This window comes from Cutibacterium sp. LaCa_89 (assembly GCF_058177555.1).
Genome location: NZ_CP190889.1, coordinates 199,014 through 220,397, shown reverse-complemented (window position 1 = coordinate 220,397; position 21,384 = coordinate 199,014). Strand labels below are relative to the sequence as shown.

At 64.6% G+C, this 21,384-nt stretch carries 17 protein-coding genes and 4 pseudogenes; 14 read left to right on the top strand and 7 right to left on the bottom strand.

Features of this window, described 5'->3' with window-relative positions:
- The first annotated feature begins 2 nt into the window (after positions 1 to 2).
- Genes ACP8LP_RS00915 through pknB form a run of 4 tightly spaced genes read left to right on the top strand, consistent with a single transcriptional unit; the run spans position 3 to position 6,243 of the window.
- Positions 3 to 1,457, top strand: a complete 1,455-nt coding sequence (locus ACP8LP_RS00915) for a PP2C family protein-serine/threonine phosphatase (RefSeq protein ID WP_016666779.1) — start codon at positions 3 to 5, stop codon at positions 1,455 to 1,457.
- Positions 1,457 to 2,863: an FtsW/RodA/SpoVE family cell cycle protein gene (locus ACP8LP_RS00910; RefSeq protein WP_016666778.1), complete on the top strand. Its 1,407-nt coding sequence runs from the start codon at positions 1,457 to 1,459 to the stop codon at positions 2,861 to 2,863. The genes ACP8LP_RS00915 and ACP8LP_RS00910 overlap by 1 nt, the downstream gene beginning before the upstream one ends.
- The gene (locus ACP8LP_RS00905) at positions 2,860 to 4,287 is read left to right on the top strand and encodes a peptidoglycan D,D-transpeptidase FtsI family protein (RefSeq protein ID WP_016666777.1); all 1,428 of its coding nucleotides are present in this window, start codon (positions 2,860 to 2,862) and stop codon (positions 4,285 to 4,287) included. The genes ACP8LP_RS00910 and ACP8LP_RS00905 overlap by 4 nt, the downstream gene beginning before the upstream one ends.
- A gap of 57 nt (positions 4,288 to 4,344) precedes the next feature.
- Positions 4,345 to 6,243, top strand: a complete 1,899-nt coding sequence (gene pknB, locus ACP8LP_RS00900) for a Stk1 family PASTA domain-containing Ser/Thr kinase (RefSeq protein WP_484483211.1) — start codon at positions 4,345 to 4,347, stop codon at positions 6,241 to 6,243.
- Position 6,244: 1 nt separating this feature from the next.
- Here pknB and ACP8LP_RS00895 read toward each other — a convergent pair whose 3' ends face one another.
- Together ACP8LP_RS00895 and ACP8LP_RS00890 are read right to left on the bottom strand one after the other, a co-directional pair.
- Positions 6,245 to 6,874, bottom strand: coding sequence for an anthranilate synthase component II (locus tag ACP8LP_RS00895; protein ID WP_016666775.1), 630 nt, complete (start codon positions 6,872 to 6,874; stop codon positions 6,245 to 6,247).
- Positions 6,875 to 6,940: 66 nt separating this feature from the next.
- Positions 6,941 to 7,819 (bottom strand): DUF881 domain-containing protein, encoded by an 879-nt coding sequence (locus ACP8LP_RS00890; protein WP_334353163.1) that lies wholly within the window; start codon positions 7,817 to 7,819, stop codon positions 6,941 to 6,943.
- Between the two features lie 123 nt (positions 7,820 to 7,942).
- Here ACP8LP_RS00890 and ACP8LP_RS00885 point away from each other — a divergent pair, with 123 nt between their 5' ends.
- On the top strand, positions 7,943 to 8,224 hold the full coding sequence (locus tag ACP8LP_RS00885; RefSeq protein ID WP_016666773.1) for a cell division protein CrgA: 282 nt from the start codon (positions 7,943 to 7,945) through the stop codon (positions 8,222 to 8,224).
- Between the two features lie 92 nt (positions 8,225 to 8,316).
- Here the strand turns inward: ACP8LP_RS00885 and lysS are convergent, their stop codons facing one another.
- Together lysS and ACP8LP_RS00875 are read right to left on the bottom strand one after the other, a co-directional pair.
- Positions 8,317 to 9,849, bottom strand: coding sequence for a lysine--tRNA ligase (lysS, locus tag ACP8LP_RS00880; RefSeq protein ID WP_334353162.1), 1,533 nt, complete (start codon positions 9,847 to 9,849; stop codon positions 8,317 to 8,319).
- A gap of 92 nt (positions 9,850 to 9,941) precedes the next feature.
- Positions 9,942 to 11,231: an ABC transporter substrate-binding protein gene (locus ACP8LP_RS00875; protein ID WP_036979655.1), complete on the bottom strand. Its 1,290-nt coding sequence runs from the start codon at positions 11,229 to 11,231 to the stop codon at positions 9,942 to 9,944.
- Between the two features lie 176 nt (positions 11,232 to 11,407).
- Here ACP8LP_RS00875 and ACP8LP_RS00870 point away from each other — a divergent pair, with 176 nt between their 5' ends.
- From ACP8LP_RS00870 to ACP8LP_RS00860, 3 genes are all read left to right on the top strand, one after another.
- Complete coding sequence (locus ACP8LP_RS00870) at positions 11,408 to 13,144, top strand: ABC transporter ATP-binding protein (RefSeq protein WP_484483210.1); 1,737 nt, start codon at positions 11,408 to 11,410, stop codon at positions 13,142 to 13,144.
- Positions 13,141 to 15,153, top strand: a complete 2,013-nt coding sequence (locus ACP8LP_RS00865) for an ABC transporter ATP-binding protein (RefSeq protein ID WP_484483209.1) — start codon at positions 13,141 to 13,143, stop codon at positions 15,151 to 15,153. Before ACP8LP_RS00870 ends, ACP8LP_RS00865 begins: the two co-directional genes overlap by 4 nt.
- Before the next feature lie 339 nt (positions 15,154 to 15,492).
- The gene (locus ACP8LP_RS00860) at positions 15,493 to 16,002 is read left to right on the top strand and encodes a DUF2938 domain-containing protein (protein WP_016666767.1); all 510 of its coding nucleotides are present in this window, start codon (positions 15,493 to 15,495) and stop codon (positions 16,000 to 16,002) included.
- Here the strand turns inward: ACP8LP_RS00860 and ACP8LP_RS00855 are convergent.
- On the bottom strand, positions 15,971 to 16,567 hold the full coding sequence (locus tag ACP8LP_RS00855) for a helix-turn-helix domain-containing protein (protein WP_016666766.1): 597 nt from the start codon (positions 16,565 to 16,567) through the stop codon (positions 15,971 to 15,973). The genes ACP8LP_RS00860 and ACP8LP_RS00855 overlap by 32 nt on opposite strands.
- 30 nt (positions 16,568 to 16,597) lie before the next feature.
- Between ACP8LP_RS00855 and ACP8LP_RS00850 the strand changes: the two are divergent.
- A pseudogene (locus ACP8LP_RS00850) lies at positions 16,598 to 16,708 on the top strand (IS481 family transposase); the annotation flags it as partial.
- Positions 16,709 to 16,729: 21 nt separating this feature from the next.
- Here ACP8LP_RS00850 and ACP8LP_RS00845 read toward each other — a convergent pair.
- Together ACP8LP_RS00845 and ACP8LP_RS00840 are read right to left on the bottom strand one after the other, a co-directional pair.
- Complete coding sequence (locus ACP8LP_RS00845) at positions 16,730 to 17,086, bottom strand: WYL domain-containing protein (protein ID WP_484483208.1); 357 nt, start codon at positions 17,084 to 17,086, stop codon at positions 16,730 to 16,732.
- Between the two features lie 31 nt (positions 17,087 to 17,117).
- Positions 17,118 to 17,231, bottom strand: a pseudogene (locus ACP8LP_RS00840) (transcriptional regulator); the annotation flags it as partial.
- Between ACP8LP_RS00840 and ACP8LP_RS00835 the strand changes: the two are divergent.
- The 5 genes and pseudogenes from ACP8LP_RS00835 (at position 17,208) to ACP8LP_RS00815 (ending at position 21,346) form a co-directional block, all read left to right on the top strand.
- On the top strand, positions 17,208 to 18,179 hold the full coding sequence (locus ACP8LP_RS00835) for an NAD(P)H-binding protein (RefSeq protein ID WP_252906052.1): 972 nt from the start codon (positions 17,208 to 17,210) through the stop codon (positions 18,177 to 18,179). The pseudogene ACP8LP_RS00840 and the gene ACP8LP_RS00835 sit on opposite strands and share 24 nt — an antisense overlap.
- Before the next feature lie 74 nt (positions 18,180 to 18,253).
- Positions 18,254 to 18,526: pseudogene (locus ACP8LP_RS00830) on the top strand (helix-turn-helix domain-containing protein); the annotation flags it as partial.
- A gap of 81 nt (positions 18,527 to 18,607) precedes the next feature.
- Positions 18,608 to 19,513: a DUF2268 domain-containing putative Zn-dependent protease gene (locus ACP8LP_RS00825; RefSeq protein ID WP_036975676.1), complete on the top strand. Its 906-nt coding sequence runs from the start codon at positions 18,608 to 18,610 to the stop codon at positions 19,511 to 19,513.
- 13 nt (positions 19,514 to 19,526) lie between these two features.
- On the top strand, positions 19,527 to 20,303 hold the full coding sequence (locus ACP8LP_RS00820; RefSeq protein ID WP_016666760.1) for a MerR family transcriptional regulator: 777 nt from the start codon (positions 19,527 to 19,529) through the stop codon (positions 20,301 to 20,303).
- Positions 20,304 to 20,354: 51 nt separating this feature from the next.
- Positions 20,355 to 21,346, top strand: a pseudogene (locus ACP8LP_RS00815) (IS481 family transposase).
- Positions 21,347 to 21,384: the final 38 nt, after the last annotated feature.

The window sequence follows — 21,384 nt, the reverse complement described above, 5'->3', positions numbered from 1 at the left end:
CGATGACCTTCTCCCTCGACGTTCGATGCCACTCCGAAATTGGCCTGGTGCGACGCAACAACCAGGACTCGGGGTACGTCTCCCCGAGGATGCTCGTCGTCGCCGACGGCATGGGCGGTGCCGCCGCAGGTGACCTCGCCTCCACCGTCGCCGTGCGTCACGTCACCCGAGCTGACGAGAGGTTCTCCGGGGAGGACTCCCCGTGCCGCCCGCAGGGAGAGGAGATGCTCACCGTTCTGGCTGGTGCGGTGGCTGACGCCAATGACGAACTGGCCGACCTCGTGGCGTGGGACTCCTCCCTGGAGGGCATGGGGACGACCTTCTGCGGAGCGATGTTCTCAGGCACCCAGCTCGGCGTGGTCCACATCGGTGACTCCCGCGGCTACCTGCTGCGTCAGGGCCGTATGAAGCGGATGACCCACGACCACTCGTGGGTGCAGTCCCTCATCGATGATGGTCGGATCACCCCCGAGGAGGCCGCCGTTCATCCGCATCGGTCCCTCCTTCTCAAGGTGCTCAATGGCCAGCCCCAGCACGTCCCGGACACCCAGATCGTGGATCTTCGGTTGGGAGACCGCATCCTCTTCTGCTCTGATGGACTGTGCGGTCTCGTCGACGACGAGACGATCGCCGAGCACCTCAACACCACCAATCTGGACGACGCCGTCGACCTGCTGACGACGGACGCCCATGCCGGTGGCGGCACCGACAACATCACCATCGTCGTCGCCGAGGTCGTCGAGGCTGATCCCGTCCTGGACGCCTCCGAGCCCCACATCATCGGGGCAGCGACGACCCGCAAGGTTCCCGAGCACGAGGTCACCGCTCCGCTCTCCGTCGAGCAACCGTCCTCCGCGACGAAGGACGACGGCACGTCGACCGTGCTCTTCGACTCCGAGGCGGAGGAGTCGATGCGCTATGCGCCCGTGGATTCCCGGACACGCCGTCGTCGCCACTGGCTGTGGCCCGTGGTCGTCCTCGCCGTCGCCGTTGTCGTCGCCGGCGGCATCTTTGGCACTCGCGCCTACCTCGACACGCAGTACTACGTGGGTACCGACGGCAATGCGGTGGCGATTTATCAGGGATCACCGGACAGCCTGGCGTGGATCCAGCTCTCCCACGTCGCTGAGACGACGGACGTCAAGACCACTGATCTTCCGCGCTACTACCGAAATCGAGTCTCGGAGAACATCCGCGTCTCCTCGATGGAGTCCGCCCACTCCACGGTTGCTGAGCTGCGTACCGGAGCCGAGCATTGCAAGGCCGTGCGCGAAATGGCGACGACCCCGCCTGCTGCCCCGACCAGACCCTCGACGACCCCGTCGGCATCACCCCAATCGTCCGCCAGCAGTTCCGGTATTCCTCACCCGTCCGCAGTACCGACCCCCGCGATGCCCTCACCGAGCGCCTCGGGGCATGAGGTGGACCTCCCCGCCGTCAGTTCGGGTGATTGCTGATGAGTGTCGTACCGGAATTCGATGACGGCACCGTCGTCGTCCAGTCCAAGAGACGCTGGACGGAACTCTTCATGCTTCTCATCGCCTGGGCCATTGGCTTCGGCGGCTGGGTACTCACCGAGCTCAACATCAACCATGAGCTGCCCGAGACCTGGATGATGGTCGGCGGCGTCTGGCTGGGAATGACCGTCATCGCGCACATCATCGTGAGGATCGTCATTCCTTACGCCGATCCCGCGATTCTGCCCATCGTCTTCACCCTCAATGGGCTCGGGCTCGCGATGATTCACCGCATCGACCTCATCCCCGACCCGCACTATCACCGGATGGAGACCCAGGCCCTGTGGACGGCTCTGGGCATCATCTTGTTCGTGGCGACCCTGCTCATGCTGCGGGATCACCGCAAGCTGCAGAAGTACCCCTACGTGCTGTTCATCGTCGGACTGGGATTCCTCATGTTGCCGCTGGTCCCCGGCCTGGGAATGTCGGTGCTGGGATCGCGAGTGTGGATCCACGTCGGTTCCTACAGCTTCCAGCCCGCCGAGGTGTCCAAGGTGCTGCTGGCCATCGCCTTCGCGGCCTACCTCGTCGACAACCGCGATGTGCTTTCCCGTGCCGGCCACAAATTCCTTGGCATCACCCTGCCGCGCGCCCGTGACCTCGGCCCGATCGCGGTGATGTGGGTTGCGACGATGCTCGTCATCGTCTACCAGAACGACCTAGGCACCGGAATGCTCTTCTACGGCATGTTCGTCGTGATGCTGTACATGACGACCGAGCGTGTCGGATGGGCGATTCTGGGAGCGGCCAGCCTCGTCGGCGGTGCTGCGCTGGCTTACGCCTTCTTCGGCCACGTCCGCATCCGCTTCGACTCCTGGCTGCACCCCTTCACTGACTACAGCCAGAATTATCAGATCATCCAGGCCCAGTTCGGATTGGCGTGGGGTGGTCTCGCCGGTCGCGGCTGGGGGCTCGGCCGCCCTGGCATGGTGCCACTGGCATGGAGCGACTTCATCGCCACCTCGATCGGCGAGGAGCTCGGCATCACCGGCCTCATGGCCGTCATCGTGATGTTCTTCATCCTCACTGCTCGCGGCATGCGCACGGCCCTCGGCTGTCGCGACGAGTTCGGCAAGCTCATGGTCGCTGGACTGTCCTTCACCCTTGCTCTCCAGGTCTTCGCCATCATCGGTGGCGTCACCCGGCTACTGCCCCTTACCGGTCTGACGACGCCATTCATGAGCCAAGGCGGGTCGTCCCTGGTGGCCAACTGGATCATCGTCGCGATCATCATGATCGTGTCGCACCGGAACCGAAAACCTGACGACGACTTCGTCGCCACTGTTCCCGCCGACCCCCAGGCCCAGAACGTCACCGCCGTCATCCCGAATGGAGGCACGCGATGAACAAGCAGATTCGCGGAGTCTCCCTGCTCGCTGGGCTGATGTTCCTGGCCCTCATGGCCAATCTCACCGGATCAGCCATCTTCCGGCAGGCCAGCCTCAACAACGATCCTCGCAACGTTCGAGTGCGCGACGCCGAGTTCTCCCAGAACCGTGGTGACATCCTCGTCGGTTCGATGCCCATCGCGACCACCAAGTCAAGCGACGGCAAATTCGCCTACCAGCGCGTCTACCCCTCCGGGCCGGAGTACGCTCCCATCACCGGGTACTACTCCTACTACTACGGGCGTTCCATGCTCGAGCAGACCCAGAATGCCCAGCTGACGGGTACCTCCGACACCCAGTGGCTTTCCCGAATCACGGGGACGTTGTCCGGTCACAAGCCTGAGGGCGGCTCGATCACCACGACGATCAACGCCAAGGCCCAGGACGCCGCATGGGAAGGTCTCAAGGGCAAGAAGGGCGCCGTCGTTGCGCTCGACTACACCACCGGCGCGGTACTTGCCATGGCATCCTCCCCCTCCTACGACCCCAACGATCTGGCCTCCCATCGCCTCGACCACACCAGCCAGGCATGGAAGGAACTCGTTGCGGACAAGTCGTCTCCGCTGTCCAACCGCGCCGCCCGAGAGATCTACGCACCCGGTTCAACCTTCAAGCTGGTGACGGCCGCTGCAGCTCTGCAGAACGGCTACACCCCGAATTCCACAGTGGATGCGCCGGAGAACTGGATCCTGCCCGGCACCCGCACTCCGTTGACGAACGAAACCAACTGCGGGGGCAAGCAGATCACTCTGACCCATGCCCTCGACATCTCATGCAACACCGCCTTCGGCAAGCTCGGGGTGGGCCTAGGCCAGGACAAGATCCGTGATCAGGCCAAGCAATTCGGGTTTGGCAAGGTTGTCGACTCCGACATTTCGTCGGTCGCCTCGAGGTTCCCCGAAGACCTCACCGACGCTCAGCTGGCGCAGAGCTCCATCGGCCAGTTCGACGTCGCGACCTCCCCGCTCCAAATGGCGATGGTGACCGCCGGAATCGCCAACGGTGGCAAGCTCATGACCCCCTATCTCACCACGCAGGTTCGGGCATCGAATCTTCAGGTGGTTTCCGAGCATCATCCCAAGCAGATGTCGCAGCCGATGACGAAGGACTCGGCCGAGCAGCTGAAGTCGATGATGGTCTCGGTGGTCAACAACGGCACTGGTAAGAGGGCACGCATCGACGGGGTCACCGTTGGCGGAAAGACCGGTACTGCGCAGACGATGAAGGGCAAGGCTCCCTACGCGTGGTTCGTTGGGTGGTCGGACAAGCCACACGTCGCAGTGGCGGTCTTCGTCCAATCCTCAGACACCGCCATCGACGAGGTCTCCGGAGGCCGACTCGGGGCTCCCATCGCCAGAGATGTCATCGAGGCGATGAGATGACAGTTAGACAGACAACCAGCACATTCCACCACGTCTCACCACAAAGGAGATCCCTCAATGAGCACTGAGAGTTGGCTCTCCGGGCGTTACGAACTGCAGAACCTCATCGGTCGTGGCGGCATGGCCGATGTCTGGAAGGCCCGCGACCACCGTCTCGGCCGCGACGTCGCGGTCAAGAGGCTGCGCGCCGACCTCGCCAGCGACGACACCTTCCAGGCCAGGTTCCAGCGTGAGGCGCAGTCTGCTGCACGCCTCAACCATCCGAACATCGTCGCCGTGTATGACACTGGTGAGACGCAGGATCCGACAACCGGCCTGCAGGTGCCCTACATCGTCATGGAGCTCATTGACGGTCACACCCTGCGCGACGTGCTGCGCGACGGCCGCAAGATCCTTCCCCGCCGCGCCCTCGAGTTCACCCAGGGTGTGCTCGATGCGCTGAGCTACTCCCACGCCGCCGGCATCGTCCACCGTGACATCAAGCCGGCCAACGTCATGCTCACCCGTGAGGGGTACGTCAAGGTGATGGACTTCGGCATCGCCCGCGCGGTTGCCGACACCTCTGCCACCATGACCCAGACGGCAGCCGTCATCGGCACCGCCCAGTACCTCTCCCCGGAGCAGGCTCGCGGCGAGACAGTCGACAACCGAGCCGACATCTATGCCACCGGCTGTCTGCTGTACGAGCTGTTGGTCGGACGCCCGCCGTTCATCGGTGACTCCCCCGTCTCAGTGGCTTACCAGCACGTCCGGGAGATCCCGGCCCCGCCGTCCTCGCTGGATTCCGAGATCACTCAACAGATGGACGCCATCACCCTCAAGGCCCTAGCGAAGGACCCGACCGATCGCTACCAGACTGCCAAGCAGATGCGTGACGACATTGATCGCCTGTTGTCTGGACGCGAGCCACTGGCAATACGGACTCACGCCGATCCCGAGGCTGACACGGAGGAGCAGACCCACCTCGTCCCGGCTGCTGCGGCGACTGCCGCCGCGACTCGTCCCGCCCCAGCTGCCGCTGCTCAGCGAGATGGTGTCACTCCGGCTCGGACCGAAAGCCCCGAGGAGCCTGAAGAACCCCGGCGCAAGCGTTGGCCGATCGCCCTCGTGACGATCCTGGTCGTCGCGTTGGTCGCCCTGCTCGGATTCGGCCTGTACAAGATGTTTGATGACCCCTCCTCGGACCCCTCGCCGTCTCCGACGACGCCGTCAAGCACCGTGAAGATGGTTGATGTCCCGGCGGTTACTGGTCTGAGTCGGCAGGGAGCTACCTCGACCCTCGAGAACGCCGGCCTCAAGGTGAAGGTCGAGCACGTCCAGAAGGATGAGTCCACTGCCAACCAGGTCGTCTCCCAGGATCCTGCTGCCAATCAGAAGGTTCCTGAGGGCAGCGAGGTGACGATCACCGTCAATGACGGGCCGAAGAAGCTGACGATCCCCCAGAACACCGTCGGGATGTCCAGGTCGGATGCCGTCAAGGCCCTCAAGGACGCCGGATTCTCGGACACCCAGATCAAGGTCACCGACGACGATCCGAAGACCGAGCCGAATACCGCCAAGGCGGGCACGGTTGACTCCGTCAGCCCGGCTGCGGGGACGTCGCTGACCCCCGAACAGCAGGTGACTCTGACGATCGCGACCGGTAAGTCGATCGTTCCCAACCTCAAGGGCATGAGCGTCGAAGAGGCCAACGCCGCTGCCAGCTCGAACGGATTCTCCATCTCCGTGGAGCGTCAGACGACGTCCTCGGCCGCTCCGGGGACGGTGTTCGGCCAGGACCCGGATTACGGCGCCACTGCCAAGCGGTCAACTGCCATCAGGGTGCTCGTCGCCGTGGCACCACCGGAACCGACCCACGAGGCCCCGACGAGCCCTACTCCGAGCGAGGACGACCCCTCGACGTCGATCGCACCGGTCCCGACATCGACGGCCAGCCCGTCGTCATCTCACGGCTGAATCAGCGGTCCGCCGCGCTCATCAGCGGGCTCATCTGGCTGGCGCGGAAGGGGGCTTCCGGGTCCCCGCACTCCACCAACCAGGTGGCGAGCATCTGATGACCGTGCTGGGAGAGTACTGACTCGGGGTGGAACTGCACCCCTTCCACCGGCAGACTGCGGTGACGCAGGCCCATGACGACACCGGTGTCCGTGCGTGCTGTCACCTCCAACTCGGTCGGGACTTCATCGACGGCCAGGGAGTGGTAGCGGGTGACGACGAGCGGGTCTGGCAGGCCAGCGAAAACTCCCGCCCCTTCGTGGTGAATCGGCGAGGTCTTGCCGTGCAACTGCTCCTCTGCACGTCCGACATGGCCTCCCCACGCGACAGCCATGGCCTGCATGCCCAGGCACACGCCAAAAACCGGTCGGCGGGCACCACGCAGGATGTCCACACACACTCCGGCGTCTTCGGGGTGTCCGGGGCCAGGCGACAGCAGGATGCCGTCGAAGGGAACCCACCACTGCGGATCCTCGAAGAGAGGATCATCGTTGCGAACCACCGTGGTGTCTGCCCCGATCTGTCCCAAGTAGGACACGAGATTCCACACGAAGGAGTCATAGTTGTCGACGACGAGGATCCTGGCTGTCATGGGGTCATTGTGTCGCAGGCCGGCGTCGAGACGCCATCATGCTCAGGTTGTGTCAGGCGCACCGACTCAGCGGGGAGTGGCGTGGCCCATGGCGACGGTGCCGGTGTAGGCCGGCATCGTGACCGTACCGACCCGCTCCACCGACCATCCGAGCTGGTAGGCGCTCACGTACCCCTTGTAGATGCGCACCGCCTCGGAGGTGTCGAGGGCTTGCTCCATGGCGGCGCGGTCCCCAATCGCCTCGATGACGTAGGGCGGGGCGTAGGCGACTCCGTGCAGGACGACGGTGTTGCCGACACATTTCACGGCTGTGGTGGAGGTCACTCGTTGTCCCTGTATGGTCATGGCTTCCGCTCCCCCAGCCCAGAGGGTGTTGACGACCATCTGGATGTCCTGCTGGTGGACGACGAGCATGTTGGCGTCGACACCGTCGGGATTCTCACTGAGGGGAGCGTCATCGAGGGTGACCCGCAGTGCCTTGCCGCTGACAGCTCCCAGACCCACCGAGGGCGCCAAGGCTGACGCCGAGGGGACGGTCGAGGAGGCGGCGCCCGGGGTCTGATCGGCCTTGGAGAGCTCGTCAACCTGGGCTCGCAGGCTGGCTGCCTCTTTCTGCAGGGCGGCATTGTGACTGGCCTGATTACGGACGAGGGTGGCCATGTCAGTGTCCCGTTCGGGACGAAGGTCATGACCACGCGAATTGACCGCGGCCGTCGTCATCATGAATCCGGCCGTCACCATGACGAGCACCGTGGCGAATCTGGCCAGCCGTGGATGACGAGAGTCCGAGCGGATGTCCTGGATGAGGGGGCCACCGACGACGTCCTCATCTGCCTCTTCGGGCGTGTCAGCCCCGTCAGGCGCAGGGTCAGTGGCGGGAGAAGGATCGGAATGCTCAGGGGTGGAGTCATCACGACGGACGTCCTCGGCGTCGTCGTCGCTCATCGTCCCCTCCTCGCAGCCCGACCCGTGTCGCCGGAATTGGCGATCGTCCTCTAGGCTAGCCAAGTAACACTTGTCCCAATCACGCTCGGTGGGCGTGTCCTCGAAACCCCAGGAGTAGTCACCGTGCCCGAATCCAAGGTCAGACCGGAAGCCAAGAAGAAGGCCCAGGCCAAGAACCGGGCCAAGGTCGAGGAGCGCCGGGCCGAGAAGAAGGCTGCGCCGGTTGATCGTTCCTGGGTGCCGAAGGTGTTCGTCCCCCTCTTCCTACTCGGTGTGCTGTGGCTGATCGTCTACTACATCGCAGGCAACCAGATCCCCGGCATGAAGGATCTCGGCGACTGGAACGTCCTCATCGGCATGTGCCTCATGGCCGCCGGTTTCGGCGTCGCCACCTTGTGGAAGTGAACTGGCGCAGGCAGAGCTGGAGGCTGGGGCTCGCCCAATCCTGAGGCAGAACAGAAAGGCCCGCCGGGACATTCCCGGCAGGCCTCACATCGTCAGTGCTCGGGCTTGAGCAGCGGGAAGAGGATCGTCTCACGGATACCGGCGTCGGTGAACAGCATCACCAGACGGTCGACGCCGAGTCCCAGACCGCCCATGGGCGGGCAGCCGAACTCGAGGGCTTCGAGGAAGTCCTCGTCGAGCTGCATGGCTTCCGGGTCACCGGCCGCAGCGGCCAGGGACTGCTTGGTGAGAACCTCGCGCTGGATGACGGGGTCAACGAGCTCCGAGAACCCAGTGCCGCGCTCCATACCGCCGATGATGAGGTCCCAGGCCTCGACCATGCGCGGGTCGTCGCGGTGCGGGCGGGCCAGGGGCTGGGCGATGGCCGGGTAGTCGCAGACAAAAGTGGGGTTGATGAGTTCAGGCTCGACGAGCTCGCCGAAGAGCTCCATGACGACCTTGCCGGCCTCCCAGGACGGATCGAGTTCGATCTCGTGTTCGGCAGCAATGGCCTGCAATTCCTCCAGCGGAGTGTCGAGGGTGACCTCGCGTCCCAACTTCTCCGACAGGCCCGGGTAGACGCTGACCCAGCGCCACTCCCCATCAAGGTCGATGGTGCCCTTGGGCGTCTCGATCTGGTGGATGTCGAGGGCGTCGGCCACCTCCATGATGATGTCCTTGATGACCTCGGCGATGGTGAACTGGTTACCCCAGCTCATGTAGGCCTCGAGCATGGAGAACTCGGCCGAGTGGCTGGAGTCGATGCCCTCGTTGCGGAAGACACGGCCCATCTCGTAGACACGGTCGGTGCCGCCCACCATCGCGCGCTTGAGGTAGAGCTCAAGGGCGATGCGCAGGCTCATATCGATGTCGAAGGCATTGAGGTGGGTGTTGAACGGACGAGCCGCGGCACCACCGTGGACCAGCTGCAGGATCGGGGTCTCGATCTCCAGGAAGCCACGCTCATCGAGGGCGTGACGCACTGCGCGGGTGATGATGGCGCGGGTGCGCACCATCTGACGGGACTCGTCGCGGACGACCAGGTCGGCGTAGCGACGACGCACCCGGGACTCCTCCGAAAGCTCCTTGTGGAGGGTCGGCAGGGGACGCAGAGCCTTCGATGCCATCCGCCACTCCGAGGCCATGATGGACAGTTCGCCACGGCGGGAAACGACGACACGGCCACGCACCCACACGTGGTCTCCGAGGTCGACGTCGGACTTCCATGCCGCCAGGGCCTCGTCGCCGACCTCGGCCTTGGAGAGCATGACCTGCAGACGTTCGCCATTGGAAGTCTCGGTGAACCCGTCCTGGAGGCTGGCGAAGCAGAGTTTGCCGGTATTGCGGACGAAGACGACACGCCCGCCGATGGTGACCTCGTCGGTGGTCTCCTCGCCGGGGGCCAGGGTCAACTCGCCGAGGTCGTCGGTGTACTTCTGACGGATCTGGGCCAGGGTGTGGTCGCGCAGCAGGTCAACCGGGTAGGCCTGGCCTCCGTCGGCAATGATCCGGGCCCGCTTGTCGAGACGAACCTGCATCTGCTCGGAGACCTCAGGGGACTGGCTGGAAACGGTGTCAGAACTCACCGGGAAATCCTATCGAAGAGGAGGGGAGGGAACGATTTGGCCAAGCCATGTTTTTCGTGCATCCCCTCGGGACACAATGATGACGGATCAAACTACCCCTCAGCCACCTTCAACCCACCAGCGGCCAAGGCACCTCTGGCCCTCGATGCCAACGCAGGCAACGTCCCAGACACTTTCGTCTTCGTCGCCCAGAGCTTCGCACTGGGGCGCCAGGCCGCCGCGACCTCGTCCCACACCGGCGAGATCGAGGAGTCGTCGTCAATCTTGCGACCCAGATCAGCCAGGTCCCCGACGACGTCCTCGTTGCCGACCAACGTCTTGAAGGACGTCGGCGTCGTCATTCTCTCGGCCTTACCAGCTGGGATGAGACCACGCCCCGTCAGCAATTCGGGCTGGTCGTCGAGGGCGTCAGCAAAGTCCAATGCCTCACTCGGCGTCTTGCATCCCTTGAGGACCACCCACGACGAGCCCTGATACGACGCCACCCGTGAATCACTGCCCTCGAGCGGAGGAATGGTGGTGACCTTCCAATGGTGCCGCCCAGCCCCGACGGCAGTCGTGAGATCCGGAAGATCAGCGGGAGCGCCAATGTGTCCGACAATCTTCCCGGAGGAGAAATCGGTCTGCACCGACTCCCATCCATGAGATACGACGAGTTGCTTGGCCTCGACCATCCGCTGCAACTCGTCGGTGAGCTTGCGCACCCCGTCAGAATCGATCCCAACCCGCCAGGTCGTGTCATTCAGCGGGACGAACCATGGCGATCCTGTGGTGTCGGACACCGCTGCCAGCCACCCGGTTTTCTCAACCGGCATATCTGACACCGCCTTGCCCGTAGACGCCAGAATCGTGGCCGCGGCACGGAACTCCTCCCAGTTCTTGGGAGCTGACACATGGGCCTCGGACCAGGCGTCGGAATCGTAGAAGAGGACCATCGGGGAGGTGTCCATCGGAAGTCCGTATGTCCGCCCCTGGTACGCAACCCGCGACATCGGGCCGCGGTCGTACTTGTCGCGGTACTGCTCGGCGTACTGGGTGACATCCTCCAGCACCCCGTGATGGGCCAATTTCGCCACCGACGTGCTCGGCACCTGAGCCATGCAGGGAGCCTTGCCCTCCTCAACCGACGTCTCCAAGGTGTTGAGGTACGTGTCGGTCGTCGAGGAGATCGCGTGCAAATTGAGTGTCACACCAGGGTTACGACGCTGGTACCCGTCACCGGCGCTCTCCAAGCTCGGCAGGTCAGATGCCATGGACATCCGATGCCAGACCTCGACCGAATCGTCACGACTAGGCTTGGCAAGTGGTGTCGACGTCTGTGAACACGCAGCTGTGCCGACGAGAAGCACCCCCGCCACCACAAGGGCCAGCTTGCGTCTCATCGTCACCTCTCACGGCACAGCGGATTCAGTGTCTCACAGCCTACCGACAAGGCCGACCCGTCTGACGACATGCGGACAACACTGCCCATCTCCTCTAAGGTGTCGATCGTGCCGCTCGCGGCCGCCCGGCAGATCCTCTGACGCCGGTTGCACATGTCCCTGTCCGAGGAGCACTCGTGCTGACACAACTCGTGGCCCGACACCTTCGGCCCTATCGCCTGCAGGTGATCGTCATCGTCGTCGCGCAGATTTGCGCCCAGATCGCCGCGCTGACCCTCCCGACGATCAACGCTGACATCATCAACCAGGGAGTCGTCCGCGTCGACACCGGCTACGTCACCTCACACTCCCTCCTCATGCTGGCCGTCGCCCTGGGACAGACGATCTGCCAGGTCATCGCAGTGTTCCTGGCCGCCCAGGTCGCCATGGGAATGGGACGCGACATCCGCGACGCCGTCTTCACCCGCACCCTCGACTTCTCGGCCCGTGAGGTCAACCAGTTCGGAGCTCCGTCCCTCATCACCCGCACCACGAACGACGTCCAGCAGGTGCAAATGCTGGTCTTCATGACCTTGGCCGTCCTCATCGGAGCACCGATCATGATGGTCGTCGGCGTCGTCATGGCGATCCGAGCCGAGGTCTCCCTGTCGTGGATCATCGCCGTCGCCGTCGTGCTGTTGGGCATTGGAGCGGGGCTCATCGTCTCCCGGATGGGTCCGCTGTTCAAACGCCAGCAGAAACGTATCGACGACCTCAACCGCGTCGTTCGCGAGCAGATCACCGGCATCCGCGTAGTGCGAGCCTTCGCACGGGAACGCCATGAGGCGGCCCGCTTCGACGCCACCAACTCCGCCCTGCGCGACATCCAGGTCAGTGTCGGACGAACCATGGCCGCGATGTTCCCGCTCGTCATGCTCATCATGAACCTGTCCCAGGTCGCGGTGTTCTGGTTCGCGGCCCACCAGATCGACAGCGGCAAGACCGAGGTCGGCGTCCTCGCCTCCTTCACCACCTACCTCATGCAGATCCTCATCAGCGTCATGATGGCCGTACTCCTCGTCGTCATGTGGCCGCGAGCCTCGGTCTGCGCCAACCGCATCGCAGAAGTGCTGCAGACCTCGTCGTCCCTCTACATTGACCCCGAACCGGTGACGACCTTGCCCGACAACCCCACCCTGCTGGAGTTCCGCGACGTCACCTTCAGCTACCCCGGAGCCTCCGCACCGGTGCTCCACAAGATCTCCTTCGAGCTGGAGCGCGGAACGACGACGGCCATCATCGGCTCGACAGGCTCGGGCAAATCAACCTTGGTCAACCTCATCCCGCGCCTCGTCGACGTCACCGACGGGCAGGTCCTCGTCAAGGGTGTCGACGTCCGCCGTTACGGCCCCGAAGTCCTGTGGAGTTGCATCGGGCTGGTGCCTCAGCGGCCCTACCTCTTTGGCGGCACGGTGGCCTCCAACCTGCGCGACGGCCGATCCGGCGCCACCGACGATGAGCTCTGGGACGCCTTGCGCATCGCTCAGTCCGACGACTTCGTCTCCCGAATGGACGGGGAGTTGGACGCCACCATCTCCCAGGGCGGCACCAATGTCTCCGGCGGCCAGCGACAGCGACTGTCCATCGCTCGGGCCTTGGTCAAAGCCCCCGAAATCTACGTCTTCGACGACTCCTTCAGCGCCCTCGACGTCGCCACTGATGCCCGGCTCCGGGCCGCGCTGGAGGCCCACCAAGGCAGGGCCGCGATGCTCATTGTCGCCCAGCGGATCTCGACGATCCGCAATGCCGACCAGATTCTCGTCCTGGATGCCGGACGCATCGTCGGCAAGGGAACCCATGACGAGCTCATCGAGTCCTGCCCGACATACATCGAGATCGTCGACTCCCAGCTCTCCACCGAGGAGGCGGCATGAGAGGCAAGGTCGAGAAGGCTCCCGCCCGCAACGAGCATGCCGAGCTCGCCCGAGCCTCGTCACGGCGAGGCGGCGGCCGGGTCGCTGAGAAGCCCATCTCCTTCGGCCCGTCTCTCAGGCGGCTGCTCGGCCAGCTCAAGCCTCATCGCCTCGTCCTGACCATTGTCGTCATCATGGCTGTGATCTCGGTGAGCTTCAATGTCATTGGCCCCAAGATCCTGGGCCGGGCCACCGACGTCATCTTCGGCGGCATTGTCGGAAAACAGCTGGGCAGACACGTTCCTCAAGCGCGTGGCATGACGGCCTGCGATTTCATCGACAAGCTCGGCCAGGCCGGTCAGAGTGGCGATCGCGGGAAGATCATCACCCTGCTGCAGCAGTACCCCGATGTCATCATCGGTTCCGGCATTGATTTCCATCGACTCGGCGTCATCATGGCCTGGGCCCTGGGCCTGTATGCCTGCGCCGCCCTGCTGATGTTCCTGCAGGGATTCCTGCTCAACACCGCGATCCAACGATCCATGTACGACCTGCGCCGTCAGGTCAGTGCCAAGCTGGAGAGACTGCCGCTGTCCTACTTCGACGGTCAGCCCCACGGCGAGCTCATGAGCCGGATGACCAACGACATCGACAACGTCTCGCAGACCTTGCTGCAGACCCTCCAACAACTCCTCAACGCCCTGCTGACCGTCATCGGCGTGTTGATCATGATGTTCTGGATCTCCCCGTTGCTGGCGGTGATCTCCCTGGTCATCATCCCGGTTGCCGGAGTCATCGCGGGAACCATCGGCAAGAAGGCGCAGGGGCAGTTCGCCCAGATGTGGAAGGCCACCGGAGAACTCAACTCCCACGTGGAAGAGGCGTATTCGGGCCACGCTCTGGTCAAGACCTTAGGCCGCACCCAGGCCGTTGCCCAGGAATTCCACGAACGCAACGAGGAGCTTCGTCGAGCCACCGCCAAGGCCCAATTCATCTCCGGACTCATCCAGCCGGTGATGTTCCTGCTCGGCAACGCCAACTACGCCGTCATCGTGCTCATCGGCTGTCTGCGGGTGGCCAAGGGCCAGATTCCTCTGGGCAATGTCCAGGCCTTCACTCAGTACTCCCGAATGTTCACCCAGCCGATCACCCAGATCGCCTCCATGGCGAATCTGTTGCAGTCAGGAGTGGCCTCGGCAGAGCGCGTCTTCCAGGTCCTCGACGCCGACGAAATGTCCACAGACGCCGACAGCAGTCTCCCTGCCACCAAGGGACGTGTCGTCTTCGACCACGTGCGCTTCTCCTACAGCCCCGACAAACCTCTCATCGCCGACCTCTCGTTGGTCGCCGAGCCGGGCCAGACGGTGGCGATAGTCGGACCCACCGGTGCTGGCAAGACGACGCTGGTCAACCTGCTCATGCGGTTCTACGAGATCGACGGCGGGGCCATCACCCTCGACGGCTTCGACATCTCCACGGTCCCCCGCACCGAACTGCGCTCTCGACTGGGAATGGTGTTGCAGGACACCTGGCTGTTCAGCGGGACGATCCACGACAACATTGCCTACGGCCGCCCGGAGGCGTCCGAGGAGGAGATCCTCGACGCCGCCCGGGCCGCTCACGTCGACCACTTCGTCAACACCCTGCCTGACGGTTACCAGACCGTCATCGACGAGGACGGGTCCAACGTCTCCGTCGGTCAGAAGCAGCTCATCACCATCGCTCGGGCTTTCCTCTCCGCCCCGGACCTGCTCATCCTCGACGAGGCCACCAGCTCGGTGGACACTCGAACCGAGATGCTCGTCCAGGAAGCCATGGCCAACCTGCGCAAGGGACGTACCAGCTTCGTCATCGCCCACCGGCTCTCGACCATCCGTGACGCGGATCTCATCCTCGTCATGGAACACGGCGACATCGTCGAGCAGGGGTCGCACGCCGAGCTCCTCGAGCGGCGCAGCCACTACCACGACCTCTACCAGTCGCAGTTCAACGCGGCGGACGCCGACGGGGCGGCACCGGCCGACGTGTGAGGGGCCGGGGCCCACGACCATCGGACGCTGCTCCGGAAACCCCCTGGCGACGATCAGCCCTTGGCGCGCAGCGGAGCCAGCGCGTTCGTCCAGGCGATAACGGCGTCTAACTCAGCCTCCAAGGAGGTGACGAGGTGGATCGTGGGGGTGGTCGTCACGGCCTCGAAGTCGCTGGCGAAGCTGATGGCGACGGTTGGGGCGAGATGGCCAGTCCCACGTGGCGACCTACCTGTACTGACCGGAGAAGTTGATTGATTTGCTGATGTGGCAAATTCTCTTGCTGGGTCGACACGCGTACTGGTCTCATAGAAGCTCATCGTCGGTCGGGAGAGGTGCAACATGAGACTTTCAGCGAGTCGGGTCGTTCAGGGCGTTGTCGTGGGGGTCGGCGCGACGGCAGTGATGGACCTGACGGCGGAGGTGTTGCGGCGTACTCGTGGTACTGGCTCGCTGGATTACGCCTTGGTCGGGCGCTGGCTCGGGCACATGCCCGCTGGCCGATTTCGACATGAGTCGATCATGACGGCCGAACCTGTTCCAAGTGAGAGGGCCTTGGGTTGGGGTGCTCACTACACGATTGGTTCTGGCTTCGCGGTGGCCTTGGCGTTTGCCGACTCAAAATGGCTGGATGATCCGCGGTTCGTGCCGGCTGTCTCGATGGGACTGGCAACAGTGGGCGCCCCATGGTTCGTGATGCAGCCGGCGTTCGGTTTCGGCGTGGCGGCATCGAAGACTCCCAGCCCGTCGCAGGCGCGGCTCGGCAGTCTGCGGGCTCACAGCGCCTACGGGATCGGCCTGTGGCTCTCCGGCGTGGCACTCAAGCAGATCCGGCAGCGCATGACGGCGTGACATTGCCAGATGCGGGGTCAGCGACGTGGACGCGCTGCCCCTGAAGGCCCAGCAAGCTGAGGATCTCGACTGGTCCACGCCCGGTGCTGCCAAACCAGTGAGCGGTGCGCGTGTCGAACTCTGCCGCCTGGCCGGGCAGCAGGACCGAGTCGTGGTCACCCACGATCAGCCGCAGCTCGCCAGACAAGATGTACATCCATTCGTGCCCCTCGTGCCGCGTCAGCCTTGGAGCGTCCTTCGTGGCGGGGATGACCATTTTGAGTGCCTGTTGGGGGCCCGGGATGTGTGACAACGGGATAACCGTCATCCCGTTGCGGCGGACTGGCCGGGGGTGGACCCGCGGGTCTCCTATCGGGGGCGCTCCGACAAGGTCATCGAGCGGCAGCCCGAAAGTCTGAGCCAGCGGCAGCAGCAGTTCCAGGGTTGGTTTGCGACCGCCAGATTCCAGTCGCGAGAGGGTCGAGACGGAGATTCCCGTCATTCGTGACAGGTCATCCAGAGTCATGCGGCGAGCGGTCCGGACACTGCGCAGGCGTCGTCCCACGCCCCCGAGAACGTCTTCCATCGCCTGCTCCCACTTCCAGTAGAGGGGTCTGTGTCACACGCCAACGCTGCGTTGACTCCACGCCATCGTCTCAAAGTCGCCCAGCTCGTCGTCGAGGACGGGTGGCCAATCAGCAAGGTCGCCGCCCGGTTCCAAGTCTCCTAGGTGTATTGACCGGACACGTTAGTTGTCGTGAGTCCGCGATCGTCTGAAGTCAGTGGTAAGCCACTCCTGAATGGAGGCGGCGGGAAAGTCGGGCATGGTGGCATCGAGAGGCGCGGCCTGAGAAGCGGCATCCTGGACGCGGTCGAGGCGGAACAGCCGCCAGTCTGCCCGCTGAGTGTCGTAGGCAATGAGGTACCAGATTCCCTCGCGCACGACCGCCGCTGACGCGTCTGCTCCACCCGCTTCCAGGACGAGTAGGCCCGTGGCGAGGGTACAGACCTCGTCGGCGTCCAGCAGGAGCGGCGGGATCTTGACGCTCGTCACGAGCCGATAGGTGCCACCGGGCCCGGGGCGCGGAGCGGATGTCGTACCCAAGGGAGCGCAACCGGGCGATGTCACGGCGGACGGTCCGGTCAGCGATGTCGAGGTGCTGCGCGAGCTCCGATGCGGTCCAGTCACGCCCGGTCTGCAAGAGGGACAGCAGGAGCAGCGCGCGATGAAGGGGTCTCCATGCGGCCATTGTCGCCCGAAACGAGGACAAGAACAGGCCGGATCTGTGGCTAGCGTCGCTGAACGAGACCCTTTGAAAGGAGACTCACGTGCGAATCGCGGTCACGACCCCGACGGGCCACGTCGGGCGCCACGTCACCACCATGCTGATCCGAGTCGGAGTGCGCCCGCTGCTCTTGGCCCGGAGCCCCAAGAACGTCCCCGGGCGGTACGGGACCACGCCGATGTCGTCGAAGCCGACTCCACCGACCCCGATCAGGTCAGGGCGGCGACGCGGGGCGTGGACGCGATCTATTGGGTGGATCCCAGCGTGATGTCACCCGACCCCCTCGCGAACTATGCCCTGGCCACACAGGCACTGGTGGAGGCGGCCACTGCCAACGCAATCGGCCGCGTCGTATTCCAAAGCAGCGTCGGCGCCGAGAAGCGTCACGGCGCCGGCGAGATCGACGGTCTCGCGGGCACCGAGGTCGCACTGGATGCACTCGACGGGGATGTCACCCACCTGCGCTGCGGCTACTTCTTCACCAACCTGCTCCTCGACGTCAACGCCGTCCGGCAGGGGCGCCTGACGACAGTCCTGCCGCCGGACAAGCCCATGGCCTGGGCGGCCCCGCGCGACATCGCCGAGGTCGCCAGCCTCACCCTGCTCAACACCCAGTGGCACGGCCACCGAGTGCAAGCCGTCCACGGACCACAAGACCTGTCCTGGCGACAGGTGGCCCAGACCCTCACAGAGCAGGTCGGCCACACCGTGCACGTGGAGCAGATCAGCGATACCGCAATGCGCCAGAACTACCTCGCCGCCGGGATGCCGCCCATGATGGCCGACGCCGTCCTCGGCATGAGCACCGGACTACGCGACGACTTCCACCTCGAGCAGCCGCGAAACCTCACCACGACGACACCCACAACCCTGACCAGCTGGATCCACGACGAGCTCCTCCCTGCGCTCTGACCGACCAGACCAGTGACCAACCCCCCGGCGGGCGGCTTCCTCGAGGAGGCCGCCCGCCCCCATGAGGAGAACCAGTGCCCCATGCCAACGCAGCTCTCACGCCCCGCCACCGGCTCATCGACGCCCGTCTGGTCGTTGACCAGGGCTGGCAGATTAGTGAGGTCGCTGCCCGATTCCAGGTGTCCTGACCGACTGTGAAGCGGTGGATAGACCGCTACCTAGCCGGCGAGCCGATGCAAGACTGCAGCTCACGCCCGCACTCTTCGCCGAACAAGACCAGTCAGAAGACCACTCGGCGCTGCATCACCTTGCGGCTGCGCTTGCGGGAGGGGCCGGTGCAGTTGTCCTGCCCTAGGTGCACTGACCGGACACGTTGATCAACCTACAGGGTTGACCTTGCCGTTACGTCAATGTTTAGCGTCCAAGGCATGACAATCACGATGCTCGACAGCGCCGCAGGCATGCGCGCCATGCTCCACAGCTCCCCTGGCCAGTGGCCGGAGGCGGCCCGCCGGTTGTGGGAGCCGATGGCCGGCATGTACTTCTTCATTCCTGGTGGTCCCGACATGGCCGCAGTTCACGGGCAGAACTTCGGCTTCGGGTCGGGTGCTCCGCGCCAGGAAATGGTCGATGCCCTCCACCGGTTGGAGCAGGCCGACGCTTGGGGCCGCATAGAGCAGTCCCTCACGCAGGGCACTCAGGACTTGGGGACGGCCTGTCCTGGGGCGACGATTCCCGACCTGACGGTGCTGCTGGTCCTGGGTGATCCCACCAATCGGCACTTCGTGGATGAGATCCGTGGCCTGTCGGCCTTCGGCGGTATCAGTGGCTACATCGCGATCACGGTCTGGCCCACGGACGAGGTCGTCGACCGGCTGGAAGCGATCGCGCTGCACGAGCTTCACCACAACGTGCGCTACTCGCCCGGTGGCATCGTGTGGAACCCGCAGACCGTCACGGTTGGGGAGCACGTCGTCGCGGAGGGGCTGGCCGACCTGTTCGCTGCCCAGTCCTATGGACGGCGCGGCTACACGCACTTCGTCACCGATCACACCCGCCGCAGCGACGACGTTCTGCGCAAGGTCGTCAAGGGTCTGGACGTGACAGGAATGCAAGACTTCGCCGCCTGGGTCCTCGGCGACGCGAGCGCTCGCCTGTTCGGTTCCACGCCGGTCGGACTGCCCACCGGCGCTGGATACGCGGCCGGGGCCCGCATTGCCCAGGCTTACCTGGAAGCGACCGGCCGCAAGGCAGCCGAGTGTGTCACCACGCCGGCTTCCGAGATCCTCGACGTCGCCCTGCCACAATTGGGCCTGCCGCGACACAAGTGCTGACAGGAGGAGCGCGATGGTGGAGTGGACTGTCCGCGAACTCGCGGACCGGGCTGGCATCAGCCCACGGGCCCTGCGCCACTACCACCAGATCGGTCTCCTGGTCCCGGACCGGATCGGCGCCAACGGCTACCGCCACTACGGACCCACCGCAGTCGCGCGACTCCAACGGATCCTGCTGCTGCGTAATGCCGGCCTGTCCCTGACCGACATCAAGGCGGTGCTGGCTGACGAGGCTGACCATGGTGTCGAAGTCGAAGCTCTCGAAGCTCACCTGACCCGGCTACGCCAGGACCAGGATGCCCTTGCGAGGCGCATCGCTGCGGTCGAGCACACCTTGGTGATGCGTCGCGCAGGTCGACAGCCCCGGGTGGACATGGTGCTCGAAGGGTTCAACGACCGTTACGAGGACGAGGTCGCCCAGCGGTGGGGCCGCGAGGTGTTTGAGCAGTCGAACCGCTGGTGGCACGCCAAGAGCATCGACCAGCAACGACAGTTCCAGGCCGACGCCGAAGGGCTCCTGGCTCGTTGGGGCGAGCTGTATGACCAAGGAATCGCCCCAACAGACACGACCGCCCAAGACCACGCAGCGGTTCACACAGCCTGGTTCGCCCAGATCCCCGGCACCCCCGCCCATGTGGGGGACACCGCCAAGACACGCGCCATGCTCCACGGCATGGCCAACCTCTACGCCACCAGCTCTGACTTCCATCCCGCCTTCGGCGGCGCCGAAGCCGCCGCGTTCGCCGCCCAGGCACTGCACCGCTACACCGACGAGCACTACCCGAAGTGAGCCTGGGCGAGCGCGGGGCTCGTCCAGAAAGCTTGCACATGTCCCACGCCAATGCCGCGCCGCCGCCTGCTCGTCGCTCGTCTCGTCGTCGAGGACGGCTGGCTGGTCGGTGAGGTCGCTGCCCGGTTCCAGGTTTCCTGGCCGACCGTGAAGCGTTGGGCCAACCACTACCGGGCAGTCCATGCAGGACAGGTCATCCCGGCCGCACCGCTTGCCGAACAAGACCAGCCCGCAGACCGCCCGGCCTGTGTCGGCCTGCGGCTTCGTCTGCGTGAGGGGCCGGTGCAGCTCGCGTGCCAGCTCAGGATCGCCCCGTCGACGGTCCACCGGATCCTGACAGACGCCCACTTGAACCGTCTGTCGCATGTCGACCGGACAACGGGTGAGCTGGTGCGGTGCTACGAGCATGACTGCCCTGGGGTGATGTTGCACGGTGATGTGGAGAAGCTCGGCAGCATCTTTGAGGGCGGGGGTTGGCGCTACGTCGGCCGGCGCCAGGGCGAGAAGAATCGGGTGGCCGCACCGGGCAAGCCCCGCAACAAGTACCGGGATCCGTTGATGGGCGGGGCTTTCGTTCACACTGTGATCGGCGGTCACTCCCGTGTCGGCTATGCCGAGGTCTACGATGATGAAACTGCTGTAACTGCGATCGCTGTGCTGGTGAGGGCGGTCGAGTGGTTCAACACCGGAGGTGTCGCCGTCGAGCGGGGCCTGTCGGACAACGGTGGCGTCTATCGTTCACACCTGTGGTGAGACACCTGCGCAGAGTTCGGCATCAAGCACAAGCCCACCAGGCTGTGTCGGCCGCAGACCAATGGAAAGGTGGGCCCTTTCACCGCACTCTGGCTGACGGCTGGGCCTCCATCCGCTGCTATACCTCCGAGACCGAACGGCGCGGCGAGCTTCATGGCTGGTTGCATTTCGACAACCATCATCGGCCCCACACAGCTTGCGGGAACCAGCCTCCCTTCTCACGATTGACCAATATCTCCAGTCAGGGCACCAGTCACGGACGCGACCGGGGCAGGTGGAACCGAGGATGATGCCGATGCGTGGAGTCGCGGACATGGGATCCTCCGAT

Bases quoted from the DNA above. Each gene is read 5' to 3' on its own strand.
- ACP8LP_RS00890 (WP_334353163.1), bottom strand. From the start codon at position 7,819: ATGAGCGACGACGACGCCGAGGACGTCCGTCGTGATGACTCCACCCCT.
- pknB (WP_484483211.1), top strand. From the start codon at position 4,345: ATGAGCACTGAGAGTTGGCTCTCCGGGCGTTACGAACTGCAGAACCTC.
- ACP8LP_RS00875 (WP_036979655.1), bottom strand. From the start codon at position 11,231: ATGAGACGCAAGCTGGCCCTTGTGGTGGCGGGGGTGCTTCTCGTCGGC.
- ACP8LP_RS00860 (WP_016666767.1), top strand. From the start codon at position 15,493: ATGAGACTTTCAGCGAGTCGGGTCGTTCAGGGCGTTGTCGTGGGGGTC.
- ACP8LP_RS00895 (WP_016666775.1), bottom strand. From the start codon at position 6,874: ATGACAGCCAGGATCCTCGTCGTCGACAACTATGACTCCTTCGTGTGG.
- ACP8LP_RS00905 (WP_016666777.1), top strand. From the start codon at position 2,860: ATGAACAAGCAGATTCGCGGAGTCTCCCTGCTCGCTGGGCTGATGTTC.
- ACP8LP_RS00910 (WP_016666778.1), top strand. From the start codon at position 1,457: ATGAGTGTCGTACCGGAATTCGATGACGGCACCGTCGTCGTCCAGTCC.
- ACP8LP_RS00835 (WP_252906052.1), top strand. From the start codon at position 17,208: ATGAAGGGGTCTCCATGCGGCCATTGTCGCCCGAAACGAGGACAAGAA.
- ACP8LP_RS00820 (WP_016666760.1), top strand. From the start codon at position 19,527: ATGGTGGAGTGGACTGTCCGCGAACTCGCGGACCGGGCTGGCATCAGC.
- ACP8LP_RS00855 (WP_016666766.1), bottom strand. From the start codon at position 16,567: ATGGAAGACGTTCTCGGGGGCGTGGGACGACGCCTGCGCAGTGTCCGG.
- ACP8LP_RS00865 (WP_484483209.1), top strand. From the start codon at position 13,141: ATGAGAGGCAAGGTCGAGAAGGCTCCCGCCCGCAACGAGCATGCCGAG.
- ACP8LP_RS00915 (WP_016666779.1), top strand. From the start codon at position 3: ATGACCTTCTCCCTCGACGTTCGATGCCACTCCGAAATTGGCCTGGTG.
- ACP8LP_RS00825 (WP_036975676.1), top strand. From the start codon at position 18,608: ATGACAATCACGATGCTCGACAGCGCCGCAGGCATGCGCGCCATGCTC.